Annotated in this window: 18 protein-coding genes and 2 pseudogenes; 13 read left to right on the top strand and 7 right to left on the bottom strand. The window is 67.9% G+C overall.

Going from position 1 to position 20,395, the window contains the following annotated elements:
* Nucleotides 1–90: 90 nt before the first annotated feature.
* Nucleotides 91–930 (bottom strand): LysR family transcriptional regulator, encoded by an 840-nt coding sequence (locus tag AC1VM9_RS15950; protein ID WP_483123326.1) that lies wholly within the window; start codon nt 928–930, stop codon nt 91–93.
* A 104-nt stretch (nt 931–1,034) separates the two neighbouring features.
* Here AC1VM9_RS15950 and AC1VM9_RS15945 point away from each other — a divergent pair, with 104 nt between their 5' ends.
* From AC1VM9_RS15945 to AC1VM9_RS15915, 7 genes and pseudogenes are all read left to right on the top strand, one after another.
* On the top strand, nt 1,035–1,769 hold the full coding sequence (locus tag AC1VM9_RS15945; RefSeq protein WP_483123325.1) for an SDR family oxidoreductase: 735 nt from the start codon (nt 1,035–1,037) through the stop codon (nt 1,767–1,769).
* A 295-nt stretch (nt 1,770–2,064) separates the two neighbouring features.
* Nucleotides 2,065–3,729 carry an ABC1 kinase family protein gene (locus AC1VM9_RS15940; RefSeq protein WP_481340034.1) on the top strand — a complete coding sequence of 555 codons (1,665 nt, stop codon included), beginning with the start codon at nt 2,065–2,067 and terminating at the stop codon, nt 3,727–3,729.
* 390 nt (nt 3,730–4,119) lie between these two features.
* A complete protein-coding gene (locus AC1VM9_RS15935) occupies nt 4,120–4,896 on the top strand; it encodes a polysaccharide deacetylase family protein (protein WP_483123323.1) in 777 nt (258 codons plus the stop codon).
* Nucleotides 4,897–5,053: 157 nt separating this feature from the next.
* A complete protein-coding gene (locus AC1VM9_RS15930; protein ID WP_483123322.1) occupies nt 5,054–6,100 on the top strand; it encodes a DUF4037 domain-containing protein in 1,047 nt (348 codons plus the stop codon).
* A gap of 263 nt (nt 6,101–6,363) precedes the next feature.
* The gene (locus AC1VM9_RS15925; RefSeq protein WP_481346274.1) at nt 6,364–6,882 is read left to right on the top strand and encodes a GNAT family N-acetyltransferase; all 519 of its coding nucleotides are present in this window, start codon (nt 6,364–6,366) and stop codon (nt 6,880–6,882) included.
* Between the two features lie 54 nt (nt 6,883–6,936).
* Nucleotides 6,937–7,083, top strand: a complete 147-nt coding sequence (locus AC1VM9_RS15920) for a hypothetical protein (protein WP_481340014.1) — start codon at nt 6,937–6,939, stop codon at nt 7,081–7,083.
* Between the two features lie 54 nt (nt 7,084–7,137).
* Nucleotides 7,138–7,287: pseudogene (locus AC1VM9_RS15915) on the top strand (VOC family protein); the annotation flags it as partial.
* Between the two features lie 886 nt (nt 7,288–8,173).
* Here AC1VM9_RS15915 and AC1VM9_RS15910 read toward each other — a convergent pair.
* The gene (locus AC1VM9_RS15910; RefSeq protein ID WP_481340012.1) at nt 8,174–8,539 is read right to left on the bottom strand and encodes a VOC family protein; all 366 of its coding nucleotides are present in this window, start codon (nt 8,537–8,539) and stop codon (nt 8,174–8,176) included.
* A gap of 183 nt (nt 8,540–8,722) precedes the next feature.
* On the bottom strand, nt 8,723–9,151 hold the full coding sequence (locus AC1VM9_RS15905) for a nuclear transport factor 2 family protein (protein WP_481340009.1): 429 nt from the start codon (nt 9,149–9,151) through the stop codon (nt 8,723–8,725).
* Nucleotides 9,152–10,571: 1,420 nt separating this feature from the next.
* On the opposite strand from AC1VM9_RS15905, the gene AC1VM9_RS15900 reads away from it, so the two are divergent.
* The 3 genes from AC1VM9_RS15900 to AC1VM9_RS15890 all read left to right on the top strand — a co-directional run bounded on the left by AC1VM9_RS15900 (nt 10,572) and on the right by AC1VM9_RS15890 (nt 12,961).
* Entirely contained in the window at nt 10,572–11,012 is a 441-nt protein-coding gene (locus AC1VM9_RS15900) for a DUF6299 family protein (protein ID WP_483123321.1), read from the top strand.
* A 264-nt stretch (nt 11,013–11,276) separates the two neighbouring features.
* Nucleotides 11,277–11,840: a SigE family RNA polymerase sigma factor gene (locus AC1VM9_RS15895; protein ID WP_481340002.1), complete on the top strand. Its 564-nt coding sequence runs from the start codon at nt 11,277–11,279 to the stop codon at nt 11,838–11,840.
* Nucleotides 11,837–12,961: a hypothetical protein gene (locus AC1VM9_RS15890; protein WP_483123319.1), complete on the top strand. Its 1,125-nt coding sequence runs from the start codon at nt 11,837–11,839 to the stop codon at nt 12,959–12,961. The genes AC1VM9_RS15895 and AC1VM9_RS15890 overlap by 4 nt, the downstream gene beginning before the upstream one ends.
* A 1,002-nt stretch (nt 12,962–13,963) precedes the next feature.
* Here AC1VM9_RS15890 and AC1VM9_RS15885 read toward each other — a convergent pair.
* The 3 genes and pseudogenes from AC1VM9_RS15885 to AC1VM9_RS15875 form a co-directional block, all read right to left on the bottom strand.
* Nucleotides 13,964–14,341 carry an alpha/beta fold hydrolase gene (locus tag AC1VM9_RS15885; protein WP_483124034.1) on the bottom strand — a complete coding sequence of 126 codons (378 nt, stop codon included), beginning with the start codon at nt 14,339–14,341 and terminating at the stop codon, nt 13,964–13,966.
* Nucleotides 14,277–14,774, bottom strand: a pseudogene (locus AC1VM9_RS15880) (alpha/beta fold hydrolase); the annotation flags it as partial. The pseudogene AC1VM9_RS15880 and the gene AC1VM9_RS15885, both read right to left, overlap by 65 nt.
* A gap of 149 nt (nt 14,775–14,923) precedes the next feature.
* Nucleotides 14,924–15,193 carry a helix-turn-helix domain-containing protein gene (locus AC1VM9_RS15875; RefSeq protein ID WP_483123318.1) on the bottom strand — a complete coding sequence of 90 codons (270 nt, stop codon included), beginning with the start codon at nt 15,191–15,193 and terminating at the stop codon, nt 14,924–14,926.
* Nucleotides 15,194–15,423: 230 nt separating this feature from the next.
* Here AC1VM9_RS15875 and AC1VM9_RS15870 point away from each other — a divergent pair, with 230 nt between their 5' ends.
* Together AC1VM9_RS15870 and AC1VM9_RS15865 are read left to right on the top strand one after the other, a co-directional pair.
* Complete coding sequence (locus AC1VM9_RS15870; protein WP_483123317.1) at nt 15,424–15,855, top strand: IS3 family transposase; 432 nt, start codon at nt 15,424–15,426, stop codon at nt 15,853–15,855.
* 243 nt (nt 15,856–16,098) lie between these two features.
* Entirely contained in the window at nt 16,099–16,497 is a 399-nt protein-coding gene (locus tag AC1VM9_RS15865; RefSeq protein ID WP_483123316.1) for a hypothetical protein, read from the top strand.
* A 458-nt stretch (nt 16,498–16,955) separates the two neighbouring features.
* Here the strand turns inward: AC1VM9_RS15865 and AC1VM9_RS15860 are convergent, their stop codons facing one another.
* Entirely contained in the window at nt 16,956–17,840 is an 885-nt protein-coding gene (locus AC1VM9_RS15860; RefSeq protein WP_483123315.1) for a slipin family protein, read from the bottom strand.
* 1,185 nt (nt 17,841–19,025) lie between these two features.
* On the opposite strand from AC1VM9_RS15860, the gene AC1VM9_RS15855 reads away from it, so the two are divergent.
* Entirely contained in the window at nt 19,026–20,336 is a 1,311-nt protein-coding gene (locus tag AC1VM9_RS15855; RefSeq protein ID WP_483123314.1) for a fatty acid desaturase family protein, read from the top strand.
* Nucleotides 20,337–20,395 lie beyond the last annotated feature (59 nt).

The following is a 20,395-nucleotide window of genomic DNA, read 5'->3' as shown; positions in this document are numbered from 1 at the left end:
CGTAAGAGGCCTTGGTCCCGACCTTGGCCGCTTCGGTCGGACTCAGCCGGGCCGGAGGCGTCACCGCGTCTTGCGGGCGTGGGACACCAGTCAGAGGCGTTTCGCGGTGCGCACGAGGTCCACGACGGCTTTGGATCTGCTGTGTGGTGGCCAGGCGATGACGGTCGTGACGGCCGGTGCGTCTGGCACCGGCACGACGGCGTGGTCGTCGCGTAGCTGGTCCCGGACCGACTCGGGTACGACTGCGCAGGCCAGTCCGAGCGCGACCAGCTGGAAGAGCTGGGTGTGGTCTCGGATCGTCGGGCCGGGACCGTCCGGATAGGTGCCATCGGGTCCAGGCCAGCGCGGCAGGGGCAGTTGCGTCTGGGTGGTGAGCTCCGCCAACGACAGGTGCGTCCGGCTGGCGAGGGGGTGACCCGCGGGAAGGACCACCACCTGCCGTTCGGTGTGCAGATCCTCGCTGTCGAACCCGGTGGTCGTGTCGTAGGGCCGGTGGAGCAGAGCAATGTCTGCGCGGCCGGTGCGAAGCCGGCCTTCCGGCTCGCCGGGGCCACAGAGCATCACCTCGACGGCCACCGCACCCGGTTCGGCGGCGTAGGCGTCCAGAAGCTTCGCCAGCAGCTCCCGGGACACTCCGGCCTTGGTGGCCAGCACCACCCGTGGCTGGTCGGCCGCTGCGCGGCGGGTGCGGTGTTCGGCGGCTTCGACCGCGTCGAGCGCGGTCCGGGCCTCCCGTAGGAGCACTGAGCCGGCCTCGGTCAAGGTGATGGCGCGCGGTGTGCGGTTCAGCAGGACGACCCCGAGCCGTCGTTCGAGCTGCTGGACCGCCCGCGACAGGGGTGGCTGCGCCATGGCCAGCCGTTGTGCCGCCCGCCCGAAGTGCAGCTCCTCGGCGACGGCGACGAAGTATCGCAGCTCCCGTGTCTCCACCAGGTGAGCCTATCGGCGCTGACCAGGATCGATACCTGTGCGGTATCGCGGCCCACCGAATCAGTCTTGGACACCCTGCCCGGCGTGCCAGCAGGATCCCCGATGTGAAGGAACAGACGATCGCGTTGGTGACCGGCGCGAACAAGGGAATCGGCTACGAGATCGCCGCGGGCCTGGGTGCCCTCGGCTGGCGAGTCGGCGTGGGTGCGAGGGATCGACAACGCCGCGAGACTGCCGTGGACAAGCTGCGTGATGCCGGAACAGATGCGTTCGGCGTGCCTCTCGACGTCACCGACGACAACAGTGTGGCCGCGGCGGCCGAGCTGGTCGCCGATCGGGCCGGAGGGCTCGACGTCCTGGTGAACAATGCCGCGGTCAACGGCCTCGCCGGTGACGCGCCGCAGACACTGACCACCGTCGATCCAGCGACCGTACGAGCGATCGTGGAAACCAACGTGATCGGCGTCATTCGGGTGACCAACGCGATGCTGCCGATGCTGCGCGCCTCAGCCTCACCGCGCATCGTCAACATGTCCAGCAGCGTCGGCTCGCTTGCCCTGCAAACCACGCCCGGCATCGACATGGGCCCAGTCCCTGCTGCCTACCTGGCCTCCAAGACGTTCCTCAACGCCGTCACCATCCAGTACGCCAAGGAACTGACCGACACGAACATCCTGGTCAACTGCGGCTGTCCCGGGCTGACCGCCACCGACTTCACCGGCTTCACCGGTGACCGGACCCCGCACCAGGGAGCGGCCATCGCGATTCGGCTCGCGACCCTGCCCGACGGCGCACCGACCGGCCAGTTCCACGACGACGCCGGACCTGTGCCCTGGTGACCGCGGGTGCACCTGCGGACCATGCCCGTTCCCGAAGCCGACCGCGGCCGACGAGGGGCTGGAACACATCACCGCAGGGCAGACGCCTGAAGGTGGATGAGTCCGGCCGATGCGCCGGGGATTGCCAGCGGCAGCGGGCGACAGGCTGCAGGTAGTGACTGGCGCTCCCGGCTGCGGACTGGCACGGCACCCGCGCCCCCGGCGCTTGAAACCAACGGCCTCACTCAGATGCTCGCGAATCAACCCATGCCGATGCCCCAACCCCGCAATGCGCCTCGTCTATAGGGTCAGGTCCATGGATCAAGCTCACCGCAGCAGGTATGTCGACCTCATCCGGCTACTGATCCGGCATGGGCGCTCCGACCTGCTGGCGGGCGCCGAGGCCGACGAGTTTCTCACGGAGGACGCAGACCCCGTCCTCGACGGAGAGGGGCCGAACCAGCTCGTCGAAGATCTCGAGCGGATGGGCCCGACCTACATCAAGCTCGGGCAGCTGCTTTCGACGCGAGTCGACCTGCTCCCCGCGCCGTACACGCAGGCGCTCACCCGGCTGCAGGACAAGGTCGAGCCGTTCCCCGTCACGGAGGTCCGGGAGATCATCGAGGCCGAGCTGGGAGCGCCGGTCAAGAGCCTTTTCTCCGAGTTCGTCGACACCCCCCTGGCCGCGGCGTCGTTGGCGCAGGTTCATCGGGCCGTCACGCGCAACGGCCGCGAGGTCGTCGTCAAGGTCCAGCGGCCCGGCGTGCGTGAGCTCGTCCGCGACGACATGGAGGTCCTCGCTGGTCTGGCTGAGAAGGTCGACAGACACACCGACGTCGGTCGGCGCTTCGGGGTCGCCTCGCTGCTCGCGCACTTCCGACGCTCGCTGGCGGACGAGCTCGACTACCGGCGCGAGTCGGCCAACCTCGTTCGTTTCGGGGAGCTGACCCAGGGCTATGAGCACCTGCTCGTCCCGCAGCCGATCCCGGACCTGTCGACCTCCAAGGTCCTCACGATGGACCGCGTCACCGGGAAGTCGGTCACCGACGTCGGCCCGTTCGGGCTCCTCGAGGCCGACCGACGCCCACTCGTCGAGGAACTGTTCAGCGCTTACCTGCGGATGATCCTCGTCGACGGCACGCTCCACGCGGATCCCCACCCCGGAAACGTGCTGCTGACCGAGGACGGACGGCTCGCCCTCATCGACTTCGGGATGGTCGCCACGGTGCCGAGAAGGGTGCAGGGCAAGATCGTCAAGCTGCTGCTGGCCCTCAGCGAGGGCGACGGGGAGGAGGCCGCCCTCGTCCTGGCGGAGATGGGGCATCCTCTCGCGGGCTACGACGCGGGGCGGTTCCGCGATGACGTGTCGCACCTGGTGTCGAGCGCAGTGGCCCTCCACGGCGAGGTGGAGGTCGGCACGGTCCTGGTCGAGCTGTCACGCCTCTCCGGGGTTCACGGGCTCCGACCGCCGGCGGAGATGGCCATGGTCGGCAAGACGCTGCTCAATCTCGACCAGGTCACCAAGCATCTCGACCCCGACTTCGACCCGACAGAGGCGATCCAGGACAACATCGAGGAGATCCTGCGCGGCGGACTGTCGCTCTCGCTGTCGGGGGTGCTCTCCTCGGCGATCGAAGCCAAGGACTTCGCCGCTCAGCTGCCGAGGCGGGCGAACCGCATCCTGGATGCCCTCTCCGACGGCGAGCTGGCCCTGCGTGTCAAGACCATCGACGAGGTGCGTTTCCTGTCGGTCCTGCAGCGGTTGGCAAACCGCCTGACGATGGGCATCATCCTCGCGGCCATCGTTGTGGGTGCAGCCCTGATGATGCAGGTTCGGACGCCGAGCACGATATTCGGCTACCCCGCGATAGCAATGATCTTCTTCCTGCTCGCGGCGATCGCCGGCGGGGTGCTCGTGGCCACGATCGTCGTCGGCGACCGGAACGCACAGAAGGCCGCCCGCCGAGATCGCGACGGCTGACACCGCAACCTCGCCAAAGGCGTCACCGCTCAAGAAGACCGTGTGGAGCTCGACACGGGCGCCGCGCTGCCGGCGCGCGACCAGCACCCCGTCGGCGCGACCGGACGTCGACCACCTCAGCCGGAGCCGGTCCTGAGCGGGGCTGGACCTTCATCATCATCCAGTTGACCCTCGTCCGCATCGAGGCTGAACACGTCATGCCCTGGGCACCGGTGTCGCGCATGTTGGCCGAGGGCCCCGGGTCCAAGCGTGGCGCGACCCCTCCATGCCGCTTCTCGGACGACGTCCGACCATGGTGCAACGAGGCCTTCAGACCAGCTGTGGGTGAGGTAGGCCGGCTCCCCGGCGCGTCATCGGGCATCTTCAGGCACACGGCTTACCGTCGAGAAGATGGATCGTCGGACCTTCCTCGCCTCCGTCGCCGCAGCCGTGGCCACCGGCCTCGCCGGCTGTGGCGCCGCTGCAATGCAGGGGCAGTCCCCGGAGGCCGCCGTCGGGGCGGCCCGGTCGGGCGCGCGGTTCACACCACCGACGGGACTGGCCAAGGCTCCCCTGCCGCACGGAACGCTCTTCCGGCTCCCCGGCCATACCAAGACGGTCGCCCTCACGGTCGACGACGGCACCAACGAAGCCGTCATCGAGGGCTACGCGAAGCTGGCCCGCGACACCGGGCTGCGCCTGACGTTCTTCTGCAACGGGGTCAACTCGGGCTGGACGAGCCACGCCGACCTGCTGCGCCCGCTCCACGACGACAACCAGATCTTCATCGCGAACCACACGTGGTCGCACCACGACCTGCTACGGCTCTCCCCCGCCGAGGTCGCCGACCAGGTGCGGCGCAACGAGTCCTTCCTCCACCGGACCTACGGGACGCTCGGTCGACCCTTCATGCGACCGCCCTACGGATCCCACGACCACGCCCTCGACGCGCAGCTGGCCGACCTGGGCTATCCCGCCGTGACCATGTGGCTCGGCGACCTGGGTGACTCGACCGTGCAGAAACCGCAGGCCATCGTGGCCAGTGCCAAGCAGTGGCTGCTGCCCGGTCACATCCTGATCGGGCACGCGAACCACCTACCGGTGACGAAGGTCTACGGGCAGCTCGTCGAGATCATCCGGGCCCGCGCCCTGCAGCCGGTGCACCTCGGAGACGTCTTCGCCGTCTGAGCTGTCACGCAGCCGCGCCTGCGCGTGCCGACCTGCCGCGCCAGACCCGCGGTGCCCACTCAGACGCCGGGGGGTGAGAAGGGGTGACGCGGTAGCGTGCGAGACCGGTCGGTCGGGAATGCGTGTTGGTTGCGTCCGGGTCGCTACGGTCGAGTGCATGCCCGGACCCGTTCCCACCGACCGCGTTCGGGGGCTCCCGCTTGCACGCGACTACTTCCGCGAAGTGGTCGCGCCGCTGCTTGCCCGCTGGTGTCCGGACATCCAGTACGCGGCAGCGCGGATCGGCACCGGCTCGGAGGTCCTCGGGTTGGACGATGCCATGTCGCGGGATCATGACTGGGGTTTGCGGCTCCAGCTGTTCGTCGATGACAAGGACATCGTGGGCGTCATGCGTGCGCTCGATGAGCACCTCCCCGACGCCTTCGCGGGGCAGCCGACCCGGTTCGTCTTCTCGGGTGAGTCGAGCAAGCGGCACGGTGTCGAGGTCACCACCGTCAAGCGCCTGGCCCGGGACCGGCTGGGTTTCGACCCGACCCGTGAGACCCACCCGTCCGACTGGCTCTCCGTGTCGGGACAAGCGGCGTTGGAGCTGGTGTCCGGCGCCGTCTTCGCGGACCGCCCCGGAGAGTTGACCCGGCTGCGGCAGGCGCTGAGCTGGTACCCCGACGATCTGTGGCGCTACGTCGTCGCCACGGACTGGCGACGTCTTGATCACGAGCTTCCCCTCATGGGGCGGGCAGCAGACCGCGCTGACGAGCTCGGGTCGCGGACGATCGCGGCCCGCCTCGTCGAGGTCACCATGCACCTGGCTTTCTCGTTGTCCCGCACCTGGGCGCCCTACTCGAAGTGGCGCGGCACCCTGTTCGCCAGGCTCCCGATCGGGCAGGCCATCCAGGCCGACCTCCACGCGGCGCTGGCCGCTGATCACTGGACGGCCCGTGGTGAAGCCCTTCGTGCAGCACTCGAGCGCCTGGCGACCCTTCAGGTCCAGGCTGGTCTGCCGTCGCGCACACCCGCGCTGGTGCCGTTCTGGGACCGGCCGTATCTGCACGTCAACCCGCTGCTGGTCCCGGCGCTGATCGACGCCATGGACGACCCGGCGGTGCAGGCCCTCACGGTCGGCCTCGGCAGCATCGACCAACGAACCGACAACGTCGACATCCTCACCAACGCCGAACGTCGACGAGCCATGACGGCCTCCTGAGCAACGCGCTCATCGGCCGCAGACGGAATGCGGCCACCGGATCAACGTTTCCTGACGTCCAGCCCACTGACCCTGCCATCGTCTCCGCAGCCCTGAGGTCGACCTACTCGCACGAGCGCGTCCTGGATCGTGCGCGCCACGGCTGGCAGACACCTCTCGTCTGAGATCGCGTCGATCCACGCCTGGCTTCAAGGAGCCCAGGTCCAGGGGTCGGGCATCACTGAGGGTCCGTCCGACCTTCTACCGATGGCTACGATCCGAGAATGGCTGACATCCGAGAGGCTCAGCTTCCCGAGGATCGGGACGCCGTCGAGCGTCTGTGGCTGGCCTACCTCACGTGGGGCAACGACGAGCTCGAGAGAAGGTACGGCTTCCGGCTGCCGGTCCGCGAAGCTGTTGAGCACGACCTGCTCACCGTCGCACGGTTCCAGCGACCCGACGGTCGGCTGCTACTGGCGTTCAATGAAACCGAGGTCGCGATCGGCATCGCCTGTATGCAACGCATCGGGCCCGAGATCGCGGAGATCAAGCGCATGTACGTCGACCCGTCACACCGTCGCGGCGGCTTGGGTCGCGCCATGCTCGACCGACTGATCAACGAAGCGCGAAACGCGGGGTATCGGCGCGTCCTCCTCGACAGCCCGGACTTCATGACCGCTGCCCATCGCCTGTACCGCGCCAGCGGCTTCACCGACGTCGATCCCTACCCCGAGAGCGAGATCCCCGAGGAGTACAAGTCACACTGGCTCTTCATGGAGCGTGGTCTCAACGCAGCCAACTGAAGGTCACATGTCCTCATCTGCCGCAGACCGAGCTCTTCCGCCGCCCTCGGCAGAATGCGAGGCTTCATGATGGAGCGGATAGCGCCGATCTTCGCTGTGCGCGACCTCGCCGCGGCCATGGACTTCTACGAGCGGCTCGGCTTCGCGGTCCGGGCCTATCGAGGCGGAGGCTACGGATTCGCCTCGCGGGGCGGCATCTAACTCCACCTCGGCGTCGTCCCCGATGGGGAGCGGCGGGCCAGCGCCGCGTACCTCTTCGTCGAGGATGCCGACCACGTGGCAGCCGTCTGGGAATCGGCTGGTGCCGACGTGCGCCATCCCCAAGACACCGAGTGGGGGCAGCACGAGGGCGTCCTCGTAGACCCAGACGGCAACGTGATCCGCTTTGGCTCACCCACTTCCTAGCCTGAGCACCGCCCCACTGCTCCGAAATCTTGCGGACCATTTGCGGACCAATGAGGGGCCTCAAACACAACCGCACGTCAGAGGCCTGAAGTGGATGAGTCGGCCCATACGCCGGGTATTGCCAGCGGCAGCGTGCCACACGCTGCGGGTAGTGCCCAGGGGCGCTGACGTGCAGAAACGCGAAGTTGGCCATGTTGAAGGTGCTGCCATATTCGGATCTGTTGCGGACTCTTTGCGGACCGAGGCGACGGCGCCTTGAGGTCCCACCGACCAATGCAAGGAAGGACGACGGTGGTAACGGTGACCACCTACTCGAGTGTGCTTACGCCCCCCGTGTCACCAATGCGCGAGGGCAGCCGTCAGGTGACGCACCGGGGGGAGGCCGCCGAAAGCATCACCACGATCCGGTCGGCGCCGTCGCAGGTCACGGAGAGCAGACGCACTTTCCGCCCATACCCTGCATTCGTCTGCGGGGGGAAGCATTCTTCCTGTCATGCCGAGGAGAGTTAAAGAGGACGCCGGTCCGAGACGTGCCCTATGGGTCTTCAGCGCAGCACAGCGCCCGGATGGAACGGTTCGCGGCGCCCAGGCGCCCCGACGCCAAGAGGAAGCTCGCGTCCCAGCCGGCCGTGATCGCGGGCCTCGTTGGCGCTGGCTCTGGGGCTCGCAGTACCGGACGCTGGCCGACACGGCTGGGCGTCGGTCGCACCTTCCCGCTGCGATCCGGATTCTGCTTGGACGCGAGCCGAGGAGCAGCGCGGGGGCGATACCGTGCTACCGCCTGGCCCGTCTCCGTCGGGTGGCTAAAACCCACGGCGTCGGCCCGCCACGTGGAGTGTCTGGACCGGTCGCAGGGCTCGCCGTTCAAGGGACCCGCACCACATCGTCAGGGCCAGATGTTGGCCCGTGCTCGGAAATCGGCGGGGTCGCTTTCGACCGGTAGCACACACACCAGATGACCGCCGGGCACTCGCAGCACGTGGCACTCCTGCCACTGCGAGACCTGCTCAGCACCCAAGGCGATCAAGCGTGCGGTTTCCGCGTCGACGTCGTCGGTCTCGATGTCAAGGTGGATACGTGGTGCGTCGTCGACCGCTTGGACGGCCGTGACGAGCCCTGGCAGGGCCTGATGGAGGGTCGTGAACTGCGGCGCCGGCGGAAACGGTCGGGCAGTGACGCCGAGAGCTGCCGACCAGAAGTCCGCGGCCTGGGCAGCCTCGTTTTCGGGTGTGTCGATCAGAACGGCATACACGCGGCTTCTGTGCATTAAGGCTCTTCCATCTCCACGATGACGTGCGGGGTGATACAGCACCAAAACGGTAGTCGACGACAAGGACCGGTGGCCCGGCGAGGTCGGCCATGGCAAGAGTTTGAGAGAGACCGACGAGCGTCCGCATCTGCCGCCGAGCGGACGTGCCTACGAGCGGGACTCCGTTCAGGGTGTGTCAGAACGCGGCTCTCGCCACGAGGGGTGCCCGACCTCAGCCTCGAAAGCGGGCCGGACGTCGACAGTGTCGTAGATGATGTGCAGGCTCTGGATGCGATCGTCGGGCCCGAGCGTTGCGACGTCCACGACGTCGAAGGGTGCGGCTGCTCCGGAGGGCAGTCGCCAGTCGAAGTGGAACCAGAAGCTCACCGTCGTCGCACCGGACGTGTCTGTGCCGGTCATGACGGACTTGAGGTCGAGCTTCGCTTGGCTTGTGTCAGCGAAAAGGGCTGGGTAGAAGTCCTTGGCAAGTTGAGGACCGTAGAGCGGGGAGTGAACGACGGCATCCTCAGCGAACAGGCTGACGGCAAGGTCTGCATCTGCGGTGTTGAGTGCGTGAAGGTAAGCGTTAACAAGATCGTCCGCTGAAGTAGTCACCGCCAGATGCTAGCCACGGCCGGGGCTCCTCAGACGTTGCCGTGATGCGCTCGGTCTCGAACCACGTCTGGAATTGCCGCAAGCCGCAACTCCTATACCGGACTCAGGCGTTGGGGAAGGAGCGGATCAGCGGGCCGCACACCTTGGTGAGCGCCACGGTCCCTGTGTTGTAGGCCGCCGCGGGTCGAGACCTGGAGTGTCCCGATGGCCGCGGCGACGGCGGAGAAGCGTGGCTACGCCGACTTCGACCCTGAGCGGTGTTGGGAGCACTGGCAGGTCGTGCGCGCGCAAGCTCGGCGGCTGACTCGGCGAACTGCATCGCGACGCCGCCGTGCAGACAAGACCATCCGTCCCTCCGCACGGCCGAGGATGAACCGCGACGCGTGGTTCCACCGTTGGCGGACCGGCGGTGTCACCTCGAGCGGGACAGCTGCTGGTCCCGCCATCCGTCGAGCACCATTGGTACGTCGGCAGCAGGTGTCCTCGGAGGCAATCGCGGCTGAGTCACTCGCGAGCACCCGCGAGCTTCCCCAAGACGCATGAGAACTCGTCCAGAACGCTCTCTCAGATCGAGGGCGTACCGACCCGGGGTGGGATCGAAGCGCCGGTCGCTCGGCTTGGTGTACGCGGGAGGCTGCCCGATGCTCCGAGCCCAGGAAGCTGCCTTGGCTTCACTGGGACCCTGCTGAAGCATGGCCCGTGCCTCGCGGGCGATGCTCTTGTACTCCTGCCGCCAGAGGTTGCTGTGGGCCTGCCGAGGCCGCGAGCTCCTCGGCCGCAGCGGCCACCCGTTCGAGCAGCGCCGTCACAGAAGAAGTTCGCCGTCTTCTTACTCACGTGCCTTCGTGCCCTCTCGCTTCTTGCCTCCCGCACGCCTGCGGGGCGGATCCCAGAGCGAACCCTTCCCAGCTGCACCGACCGCCCCGGCACGGGAGTTGTTCTCGTTGACCATGATCCGGCGCACTTACGCGTCGGGCGCCTCGGCCTCTTGGATCCGAGCCCAGTGGCAGTACACCCTTGGCGAGCGTGTTCTGCAGCAGGTCCTCGGCCGCGTCACGCTCACCGGTGAGCAGGTACACGAGGCGAGCGAGGACCTGCTCACGCGCCCTGACGTACGCCGTGAAGTCGGCTTCACGCTCCGCATGGTCCATGACCTGTGTCCCCTGTCCGGTCCCGTGCCCGGCAGGCGCCGGTACCCATCCCGACCACCGCGGGCCCGAGAAAGGTTGTCGCATCCTGCCCACGCCTTTCGTCGTCCCGCAGGCCGGATGACACGAACTACATGCCTCAGGTGTGGCTCAGGGTGCAGTCCACAGGCGAGTGGCCAGTTTGCCTGGCGTGACAACCATCCGGTCGACGCACGCGTACTGATGGGCAGGACTCGATCAGCGCGTCCACCAGGCAAGGGGATCAACGCACCATGAACGTCTCACGCAGCCTTCTCGCAAGCGCCGTCGTTACCGTGTCCACGGCCGTCCTCACCGGGTCGCCCGCCCACGCCGGTGGCGACCCCGGCTACGACATCGGCACGGTCAGCATCGACCGCACCGCAACCGTCAATGCCGACCTCGTCGCCTTGAGCGGAACCTACGCCTGCACCGGCGCCGGCGACCGCATCGGCAGCCTGTCCTTTCAGCTCCTGCTACGCGACCGCCCTCCGACGGACGTGCACACCATCGAGGGGCTTATCTGCGATGGAGCTCAACACCGCTGGGGCGCCGGCGCGACCGTCCCAGGGGGACGTGTCCAAACCGGCGCGGCAACGTTCTGGGGCGGGATCGCCGTCTGCGAGTCACCCAAGGGCCCCTGCCCGATGCAGCCGGTCGACGAGCGCGTCATCATCATCAGGCGCAGCCGCTGACGTTCACGGTCGAGGTGCCCACTCGATCGGCACATGCACACATCGAGTGGGCACCTTCACGCCCAAGCGGAGTTGAGCGGTCAGGCGCCCGGCTCTGCACCACGCACCCGCCCAGGTGGATAACCGCCGGGCACGGCCGGCCCGACGTCGTCACCCCTGACTTGGTGCGCGCGCCACCCGATGCACTGCGGGCCGCGGCCGGCGTGGCAACCTTTCACCGGATTCGTCCGTATCAACGAGCATGGACCACGACGGGGGCGCACGGTGAGCCGCAGGGATGCCGAACGCGAGGCGGCCTTCACGCACTTCATGGAGCAGGCTGGGCCGTCGCTGCTGCGCACCGCCTGGCTGCTGACGGGCGATGCCCACGACGCACAGGAGCTGACACAGGCGGCGCTCGTCAAGACCTATGTGGCCTGGGGTCGCGTCCGCGACGGTGAGGGCCTGGCCTACGCCCGCCGGGTGCTCGTCAACCACCGCACCGACCGCTGGCGGGCCACGCGGTTGGAGCGCCCCACCGACACGATGCCCGAACCGTCGCCGCGCCCCGCCGACCCGATGCGCGGGTCCGATGACCGTGACCTGGTCGTGCGGCTGCTTGCCACCCTGCCGGAGCAGCAGCGCCGGGTCGTCGTGTTGCGGTACTACACCGACCTGTCCGAGAAGGCGACCGCCGAGGCCCTCGGCATCTCCGTGGGTGCCGTCAAGAGCGCCGCCTCGCGCGGCCTCGCGGCCCTGCGCGCCGGCTTGACCGACGCGCCGGCCGAACCCGAACACGGTGCCGAGCACCGGGTCGACGGCTCAGCGACCGAGAGGAGCGCGCGATGACCAGAACCCCCGAGGCCGAGGTCCGCTCGGCCCTGCAGGCCGCTGCCAGTGCCCCCGACCTGCGCCTCGATCCGGCGCTCGTCCTCGAACGGGGACACCGCGCGGTGCGGCGACGCCGTCTCGTGGGCACCGGCGTGGCGGCGGCCGCCGCGGCCGCCGTCGCGGTCGTGGCCGTGCAGCTGGGCACCGGCCAGACCCGGGCGCTGCCGCCGGCCGGCGACCCGAGCCGATCCAGTGCTGCGGTCGGAAGCGGGCACCTGGCCGGCTCGACCTACGGTGACGGCCTCAAGCGGGGACCCGGGGTCGAGGTCGCGGTCGAGCCGACCCCCGGAGGCCGGGTTCTCGAGACCTGGACCGTGTCCGACGGCCCCACCATCCTCAAGAAGGTCACCCGTGCACGGACGGCCACCGCGAACGGACAGGCCAGCTTCCTCATGCCCGAGGAGTCGGGACAGAAGGACGTCGTCTACGGTTATGCGCTGACCGGCGAACAGGGCCCCGCCTCCGGCATCGTCATGACGCAGCTGGTCACCGCCCCTGACCTCTTCCCCGGCCAAGGACAGTCCGGCCAGCTGAGCGACCCCGTGAGCGGCAGGATAGTCGGCACCCTCTTCATGCAGCGGGCACCAAAGCTCGACCCGGCGCAGGTCATCGGCCTGCTGTGGAGCCGGACGAAGGTTGCGGGCACGAGCATCAGCTGGCTCGGGGACGGCGCCATGCTGCGCGCCGACCGGGCCGGCGGCGTCGATGCCGCCGTGGTGACGGTGAACCCGCGCCTGAGCGTGCTGCTGTGGCGCGACGGCGACCGCTTCGGCTTCGGACGCAGGAGCGGCCCCATGGCGCTGCACAGCACCGGCGCGCTCCAGGTCGGAGTCGAGCCGCACGCCAGGGCCGTCGCCGGGTCGGCCCCGGACCTCGCCGTCGGCTGGGTCTCCACCGGATCGGTCGAACTGACCTCGACCGACCCCAACGACTCCTTCACCGTGGTCTACGGGGCTCCGGTCGGCGGACGAACCCCGTTCGTCGCCGTGTCACAGAACCCGGACGTCATGGGAACGGTCACGGTCCAGGGCGCCGGGCAGTCCCAGACCCTCACCAGCTGGGAGGCAGGCTCGCCCTGACATCCTGCGAGCCGAGGGCCCGCGCCCGTCGAGATTCCCGTGCCCGTGCGATCGCCCTAGGCCCGACGATCGCACGTTCATCAACGTGAGGCGTTTACCGGACATGCCGCCAAGCGCGTGACTTGTCGTGTCGAGGAGCGTTCATCTGGATGCGATGGATACGCCGATCGCGGTGAGTGGCGGCATGACGTCTGGCCGCTCCTCTGTCACCCACCAGGACTCCAAGTCCTCTCCCGCCCGTCGACCAGCCGGCTGGCGCGGCAAGACCCGCGCCGCCGTCGACGGAGTCCTCCGAGGTTTGCGGACTGCTTGCGGACCAGTGAGGGGTCCGCAACACGTCACCGCAGGTCAGAGGCGTGAAAGTGGATGAGTCGGCCGATACGCCGGGGATTGCAAGGCGCGATTCCCGCCGTGCTGCCGTTGGTGCCCCGAGCTTCTGACCTGCGAAAACGCACGTTGGCGGCGTGGACCGTGATGGGTCCCGGCGATGGTTCTCGGACTTTTTGCGGACTTTTTGCGGACTGAGCATTTCGCGGTTACGGCGACCGTGTTTGTGGGGGCACTGGGGTCTAACCCCTGGGTGGAGCTGGTCCGCGCCCACGCTTTCGAGGTCTGTGCCAAGAGGTTCGGGAACGAACATGAATGTCGCTGCACGCTTGCGAGGGCGGCGCGTGAACGTCGCCGAACGAGGCCGCCGACACCACCCGAATGAGACTAGAACTGAGACTACGGCCTGCCTGTGCCAAGACGGTCGGTGATGCGAGTGAGATGGAAAGCTGAAACTTCTTTCGGGTCAGGGTGCCGACATCGGACGCCAAGCCGTCCAGCTATACACCTGTTGCCGCGTGTCAAACTGGGCTTGATCTCCCGTCGGACTCTCAACCCACCACGAGCGCCATCCGTCTGGGACGCCCCAAGGCGCCTGCGGGCGCTCGCCGACTATCGCTCGTGCCGATGAGCGAGCCGGACCATGCATCGGTTCGAAGTGCGAAAGTGCCTGCGTCAGAGCTGTGCCAAGAGCCAACACGTGAGTGTCGTCGCGAGGGCTTCCGGCTGGTCAAGCTGGATCAGATGCCCCGCACCCTGGATGATCCTGAGTTGGGCCCCGGGAACGAGTTCACTGAGGCGACGCGCACGATCGACAGGGATCCAGGTGTCCTCCTCTCCCCAGACAACAAGGACCGGTACATCGAGCTTCCGGGTATAGATGCTCGATCTCGTCGGTGTATGCCTGATCGGCCTGAGCGATCTGCCGGTAGAACGCGGCCTGTCCCGGACCGTCGATCCACGGGGCCACCAGGGACTGCATAACGACCGGTGCGAGACCGACGTGGCTGGCGCCCCCGATGTAGGCCCGGAGCGCGCCTTCGTGCACCGCACTCGGAAGGGCGCTGAACACGTCCGCGTGCTCGCGCACCAGGCGGAAGAAGTCTGATCCCCACGGCCCCAGCGCAACGACGTCGACCAGTGCCATCGACTCAAAAGACGCCTTGTGCAAGAGATGCGCCCTCAGCGCAACGGCCCCACCGTAGTCATGCGCGACCACGTGCGGCGATCGCAGATCCCACTCGGCGAGAAGGTCAGTGAACAGCTCGCCTTGAACGTCCAATGAGACCCGGTGCTCGGCGTACTTCGACGACTGACCATACCCAGGCATGTCCCAGAGATGCACCGTGAAGTACGGGGCCAGCGCCTCAGCGCAGGGCCGCCACAGCCGGGAGGACCAAGGCGTGCCGTGACAGAAGACAACATCGGGCCCTGAGCCGATCCGACCCCAGCGCACCGCCCGGCCCCGCCAAGAGAATTCTTTCATCAGCACGGCCCTCATGCTGCCAGAGCGCACGACGTCGAATTCGCGCACGGGCTGGCCGGTGATCCGGTCGAGCGTGCTCAGGTGCGGCACGTGGTGCCGCGTCAGGATCCGACCGACCGTGGAGGGGTTCGACCCCAGCTCCGCCGCGATCAGGACCGCCCCCGGCGACGTCGGCGCCGAGCGGCCAGCACCCGCTGCACGACCCAGGCCGGGGTACGCGCGGGCATCCGGTGCGGCCGCGAGGAGCGATCCGCCAGCCCGGCCTCACCCTTGGCGGCGTACCGACGTAGCCATTTGTGCACCATAGCCCGGGATACCCCGAGCTGCTCCGCCACGTGCGCTGCGGGCCACCCAGCGGCGACGCGCGCGATGATCAACCGTCGTGCGTACAGGTTCGTGCGGGCATTAGCGTGAGCCATCGAGGACCTCCGTGGTCGGGGCAGATGCGAGACACATCCACTCCGCCGGGAGGCCTCCCAGGATCAACACGGCAAGCCGTAAACGACGTCCCAGGTCACGACACCTAGACGGTGAACGCTGACGTCAAAGCGAGTTGGGCTCATGGTGGAGCGCTAACTGTCCCGGAGTGTGCACACCGCCGGGTGGGCCTTCAGTCGTTCAGCAGGACGTGTAGCGTCGTCACGACGTCGTGATCCTGTTGGCACACGCAGGTCCGCCGCGAGACCCGAGTGACAACTACGGCGTGGACGGCATCCGGCAGGTCCACGCCGAGCTGCGCCGGCAGGGCCACCTGGTGGCTCGCTGTACGACGCACCGGTTGATGCGCTGCGCTGGCCTGCACGGGGTCAGCCGCGCCAAGGGGCCCCGTACGACGATCCCCTGCAGCGGACCGGACACGCGCTCGGAGCTGCCTGGTGCAGCGGGCGTTCACCGCCACGGCACGGGACCAGCTGTGGGTCGCACAGGAAACAGCGTCGTCCCGGATGACGCCCCGACTGAACGACGGGACGACCCATACGGTGACCCTGTGGAATGCGCCCCCGCCCCTGGTTGCGCCACACGGCTCGATCGAAACGGTGACGCACCGCGGCATACATACTCACCTGCACGTCAGAGCTGACCTACGGCGGCACCGGGGGTCGAGGGACTACCGGGGACGAGGGCGATTGGAGCGGGGCAATCCGTGCGACACCTGCGGCGAACCCTCACACGCGACGCACGCTCAAAGCGCTAATCGGCCGTGCCGATGTGAGGCCCTATCCAGATCGGAGCTTCGCCTGCCTTCACAGTTGTTTCGGATTGGCTAGCCTGATCCAAGGCAGCGAATCCCGCTGGGGGACCGTCTGGACTGAGGGATGGCGGCATGACATCAGAGGTCGCAGGTGACAAGGTCCAGCACGCCTCCGTGTCCTCAGCCTTGGCCCCAGCCCTCGGACGCCTCGCGGAAGCGGCACTGCAGGCCGCGGCTGCCAAGCTGTCGCACAAGGTCGATGAGTGGATCTGCCAGATCGAGGAATACGTGGCCTCCCAAGGAGCGACCGGGAGGGCCGTCCTTGAAGGCCTGAAGGCACACCTGCTGGGAAAGAACCCTGTGTGGGCGGCGATGAAGGGCGCGTGGTTGGGAGCCAGTGTCCCGCTCAGGTTTGCCGCGGTGCTGGTCGTGCTGCTCCTCCTGCTCCTTGCCCCGGTGGTGTTGCTGCTGCTGCTCCTCGGACTCGTCGCCGCCGCCATTGTGTCCGGCGTCAGAGCCGCCGGTCGGTGACTGGTGCGGGCCTGTCGACGCTGCCTGATGCCGCTGCCTGAGTTGCTCGCGCGCCGTTCGGTGATGCCCCGAGTGACCGCACAGTTGTCGCTACGGCAGCCGTTGCAGGCTGATGCCGTAGCGATCCTCGGAATTCTGTCGGCAGCGGCGGATCGGACTGCGATTCCCTCCCAAGGCCCAGGGCGTGCTCGAAGCTGGGCGAGTCTGCCTGTGCTCGGTCACCCGGTGGTGATCCCGCAGGGAATGTCCTCGCGCACCTGATCTCTCCCTCGAGAGCGGCCTGAAGGATCTGCTTGGCGATCGCCTCCAGCAGCCCATCCGGGCCGGTCAGTTGATCAACCCCTGGTGCGATCAGCCTTGGCCAGACTACGCACTACCCAACCCGATTTCAGGGCGACTGGGGCTGGGGAGCGTTGTCAGCCCGAGCCGGAAGCCGCCATCACACCAACCGCAAGGCGTCAGACGCCGCTCCGCGTCGGGGTGGGTTGCGGGGCAGCCGGTTCCGTGAGGGGCTTGCCGGTGAACGGCGGGGAGGAGGTGGGCGCGGCCGCTCCGACGGGCGCGGACGTCGCGGCTGCGGCCGCCTCGTGGGCAAGGAAACTGCCGAGCTCGGCGATGGTGCTCATCAAGGGCGCCGGGAACACAACTGTGGTGTTCTTGTCCACGCCGAGCTCCACGAGGCTCTGCAGGTTGCGCAGCTGGAGGGCGAGAGGGTGGGCCATCATCGTGTCGGAGGCGTCGCCCAGCGCCGCCGCGGCGAGCGACTCCCCCTCGGCGCTGATGATCTTGGCTCGCTTCTCCCGCTCCGCCTCCGCCTGGCGAGCCATCGCACGCTTCATGCTGTCGGGCAGCTGGATGTCCTTCAGCTCGACCAGCGTCACCTCGACGCCCCAGTCCAGCGTGCTCCCGTCGAGGATCTGGCGGATGTCGAGATTGATCCGGTCCGTCTCGGCGAGGATCTCATCGAGCGTGTGCTGTCCGACGACCTTGCGCAGCGTCGTCTGGGCGATCTGGTCGATCGCATCGTGCACGTTCTCGATCGCGACGACCGACTTGACCGCGTCGACGACACGGAAGTAGGCCACGGCCGACACGTCGACGCTGACGTTGTCGCGGGTGATGATCCCCTGGGACTGGATGGGCATCGTGACGATCCGCAACGAGACGCGGTGCAAGACTTCGACGAACGGGACAATCAGCCGCAGTCCGGGCTGCCGGGCGCCGACGACTCGGCCCAGCCGGAACAGCACCCCCAACTCGTACTGCTTGACGACCTTGATCGTCAAGGCCGCAAGGAGCAGCACCAGCGCAATGATGACCAAGACGATGACGGTTGTGCTCATGACAAGCCTTCGATTCCGCGTCCATCACCGCGGGCGAGGTCGGCGTGAGTGCCGAGGTACGGGATGCCCGTGACCAGTTGATCGTACGCCCGGAACCGAAGGGGCTCTTGCAGGCACTGCACCGAAGTCGGCGACGCCCCCGGCTGAGGCAAGGCTGGGCCGTGAGGTGCTTGACGACGCTCACCGGACCGGATGCGGGGTAGAAGAGGCGCTTGGCAGCCTCGATCGGGACGAGGTAAGCCACGCCCATCCCCGGGCGGTGCGGCGAAAGCCCCCGGGAGAGGCTGAAGATCAGGGGCACCGTCGAGTGAGCCGGGGAGCAGCGCACCGACCATGACGCTGACGACCGCAAGAACGAGCAGAAAGCTGGTGCGGCTGCGGAAGAGGGGAACGTTGGGTGCGGATCTCCAACATGGTCAAGGCGTGCGCGGCGAAGTGATTCGGCGAACTACTCGGATCGGAGGTGCGCTGGGCCGAGTGAAGGCTCAGGGCATCACGCCGAAGGTGGCGAAGTTGGGCAGCAAAGCTGAACAGGCCCGAGAAGAGCACAAAGCGCCGCATCACGCCGTGCCAGCGCAAAGGTCGGCGCAACTGATCTTGGTGCACAGTGACGGTTGGGATCGCGCGCTGGCGGGTGTCATAGAGCAAGGGTGTGCCGAGGACTTGGCCGGCAGGGACCTCAGGAAGGAGCGACGTTCCTGATCAGCGAGCCGCGACACCGACGCCCGGCGCTTCGACCGCACGGGCCCTCGTGCGAGCCCACGACCGAGGTTCGTCGGCAGAGCGTTTTCCGGCGAGTTGGGCGGTTCAGCATTGACCCATACCCCCGCGTGGCCCCGGGGCGCCGTTCGGGGAAGCAGGCGTGTTCCGTGGCCGATCGGCTGACGAGCTTTGTATGGCGTCACGTGGGTCGGCTGACGGAGCCACACAACCGGGGGTCGAGGTTGCCACTTCCGCGGAGAGCAACAAACCATGGTCGGTTCGATGTGGCGTTCGACAGGGCTTGATCCCAGAATTTGTCGTGGAGAAACAGTTCTGACAGCGAGAGCCTACGCCTCACCCCCTAGTTCGGAAGGGCCCTGGAGGCCACAATGGAGGTCATGACCCAGTTCAGGACCTGATCCAGACGTGCGTCAACGCGGCCGCGGGACCTGTCCACATGGACATCTAGGAAGGGAACCACCGATGACCGCCACCATGAACCGACCGAAGACGACGGCGCCGACCCGCGCCGCCGGGGCCGCCGCGGCCGAGACCGCCCCGGCGATCCGGGTCCGTAAGCCCGTCCTCGCGGCGTCCGGAGGACCCCTGAAGCGCCCGAGCGCCGCGGCGCACCTGTCCGAGGCCGACGTCGAGCGCCTCGGCAAGGAGCTCGACGCCGTGCGCGACCGCATCATCGCCACGCGCGGGGCCAAGGACGCGGCCTACATCCGCCGTGTCATCCGCATCCAGCGCACCCTCGAGGTCGCAGGCCGGGCCACGCTGCTCTTCTCGAAGAAGAAGAGCGCCTTCGTTGCCGGCACCGCCATGCTGTCGGTCGCCAAGATCCTCGAGAACATGGAGATCGGCCACAACGTCCTGCACGGCCAGTGGGACTGGATGCGCGACCCCGACATCCACTCCACGACGTGGGAGTGGGACTTCGTCACCCCCGCCGCCGCCTGGAAGCACACCCACAACGACCTGCACCACACGTGGACCAACGTGCTGGGCAAGGACAAGGACGTGGGCTACTCCACCCTGCGCATGGCCGAGGACCAGCCGTGGCACCCCGGCAACCTCGGCAACCCGCTCTACAACATGGTCCTGGCGCCCTTCTTCGAGTGGGGCATCGCCATCTACGACCTCGAGCTCGAGGCCGTCAAGGACGGCGAGAAGTCCAAGGAGGACCTCAAGCGCGACCTCAAGGCGATGGGTCGCAAGGTGGTGCGTCAGTTCACCAAGGACTACGCCGCGACACCGCTCGCGGCCGTGCCGTTCGGCTCCGGCAAGCAGGCGCTGCTCGGCACCTTCACGGCCAACGCCATCCGCAACGTGTGGGCGCACTCGGTCATCTTCTGCGGCCACTTCCCCGACGGTGTCGACACCTTCACCGAGGAGGAGATCGAGGGCGAGACGCGCGGCGACTGGTACATCCGCCAGATGCTCGGCTCGGCCAACATCTCCGGCTCGAAGCTGATGCACATCATGACCGGCAACCTCTCCCACCAGATCGAGCACCACTGCTTCCCCGACCTGCCGAGCAACCGCTACGCCGAGGTCGCCGTCGAGGTCCGTGAGATCTGCCAGCGCTACGGCCTTCCCTACACGACCGGCCCGCTGCCCAAGCAGGTCGGCCAGGCCTGGGCCAAGGTCTTCCGCCTCGCGCTGCCCAACCGTCCCAAGCCGGCCGGCGCCAAGGCCGCCAACGCCGCGGTGCCCCGCACTGCCGCTCGTCGCCAACTTGGGATGAGCGCAGCGTCCGGCGCGCCGAGGGGGCCTGCACACCGCGCGTGACGCCCACCTCGTCGAACGCTTGGACCCCTCCCGCAGCCCGACAGGAGCCGACACTTCGC

The organism is Monashia sp. HAY1-11D (assembly GCF_056868035.1).
This window is presented reverse-complemented; position numbering and strand designations above follow the sequence as displayed.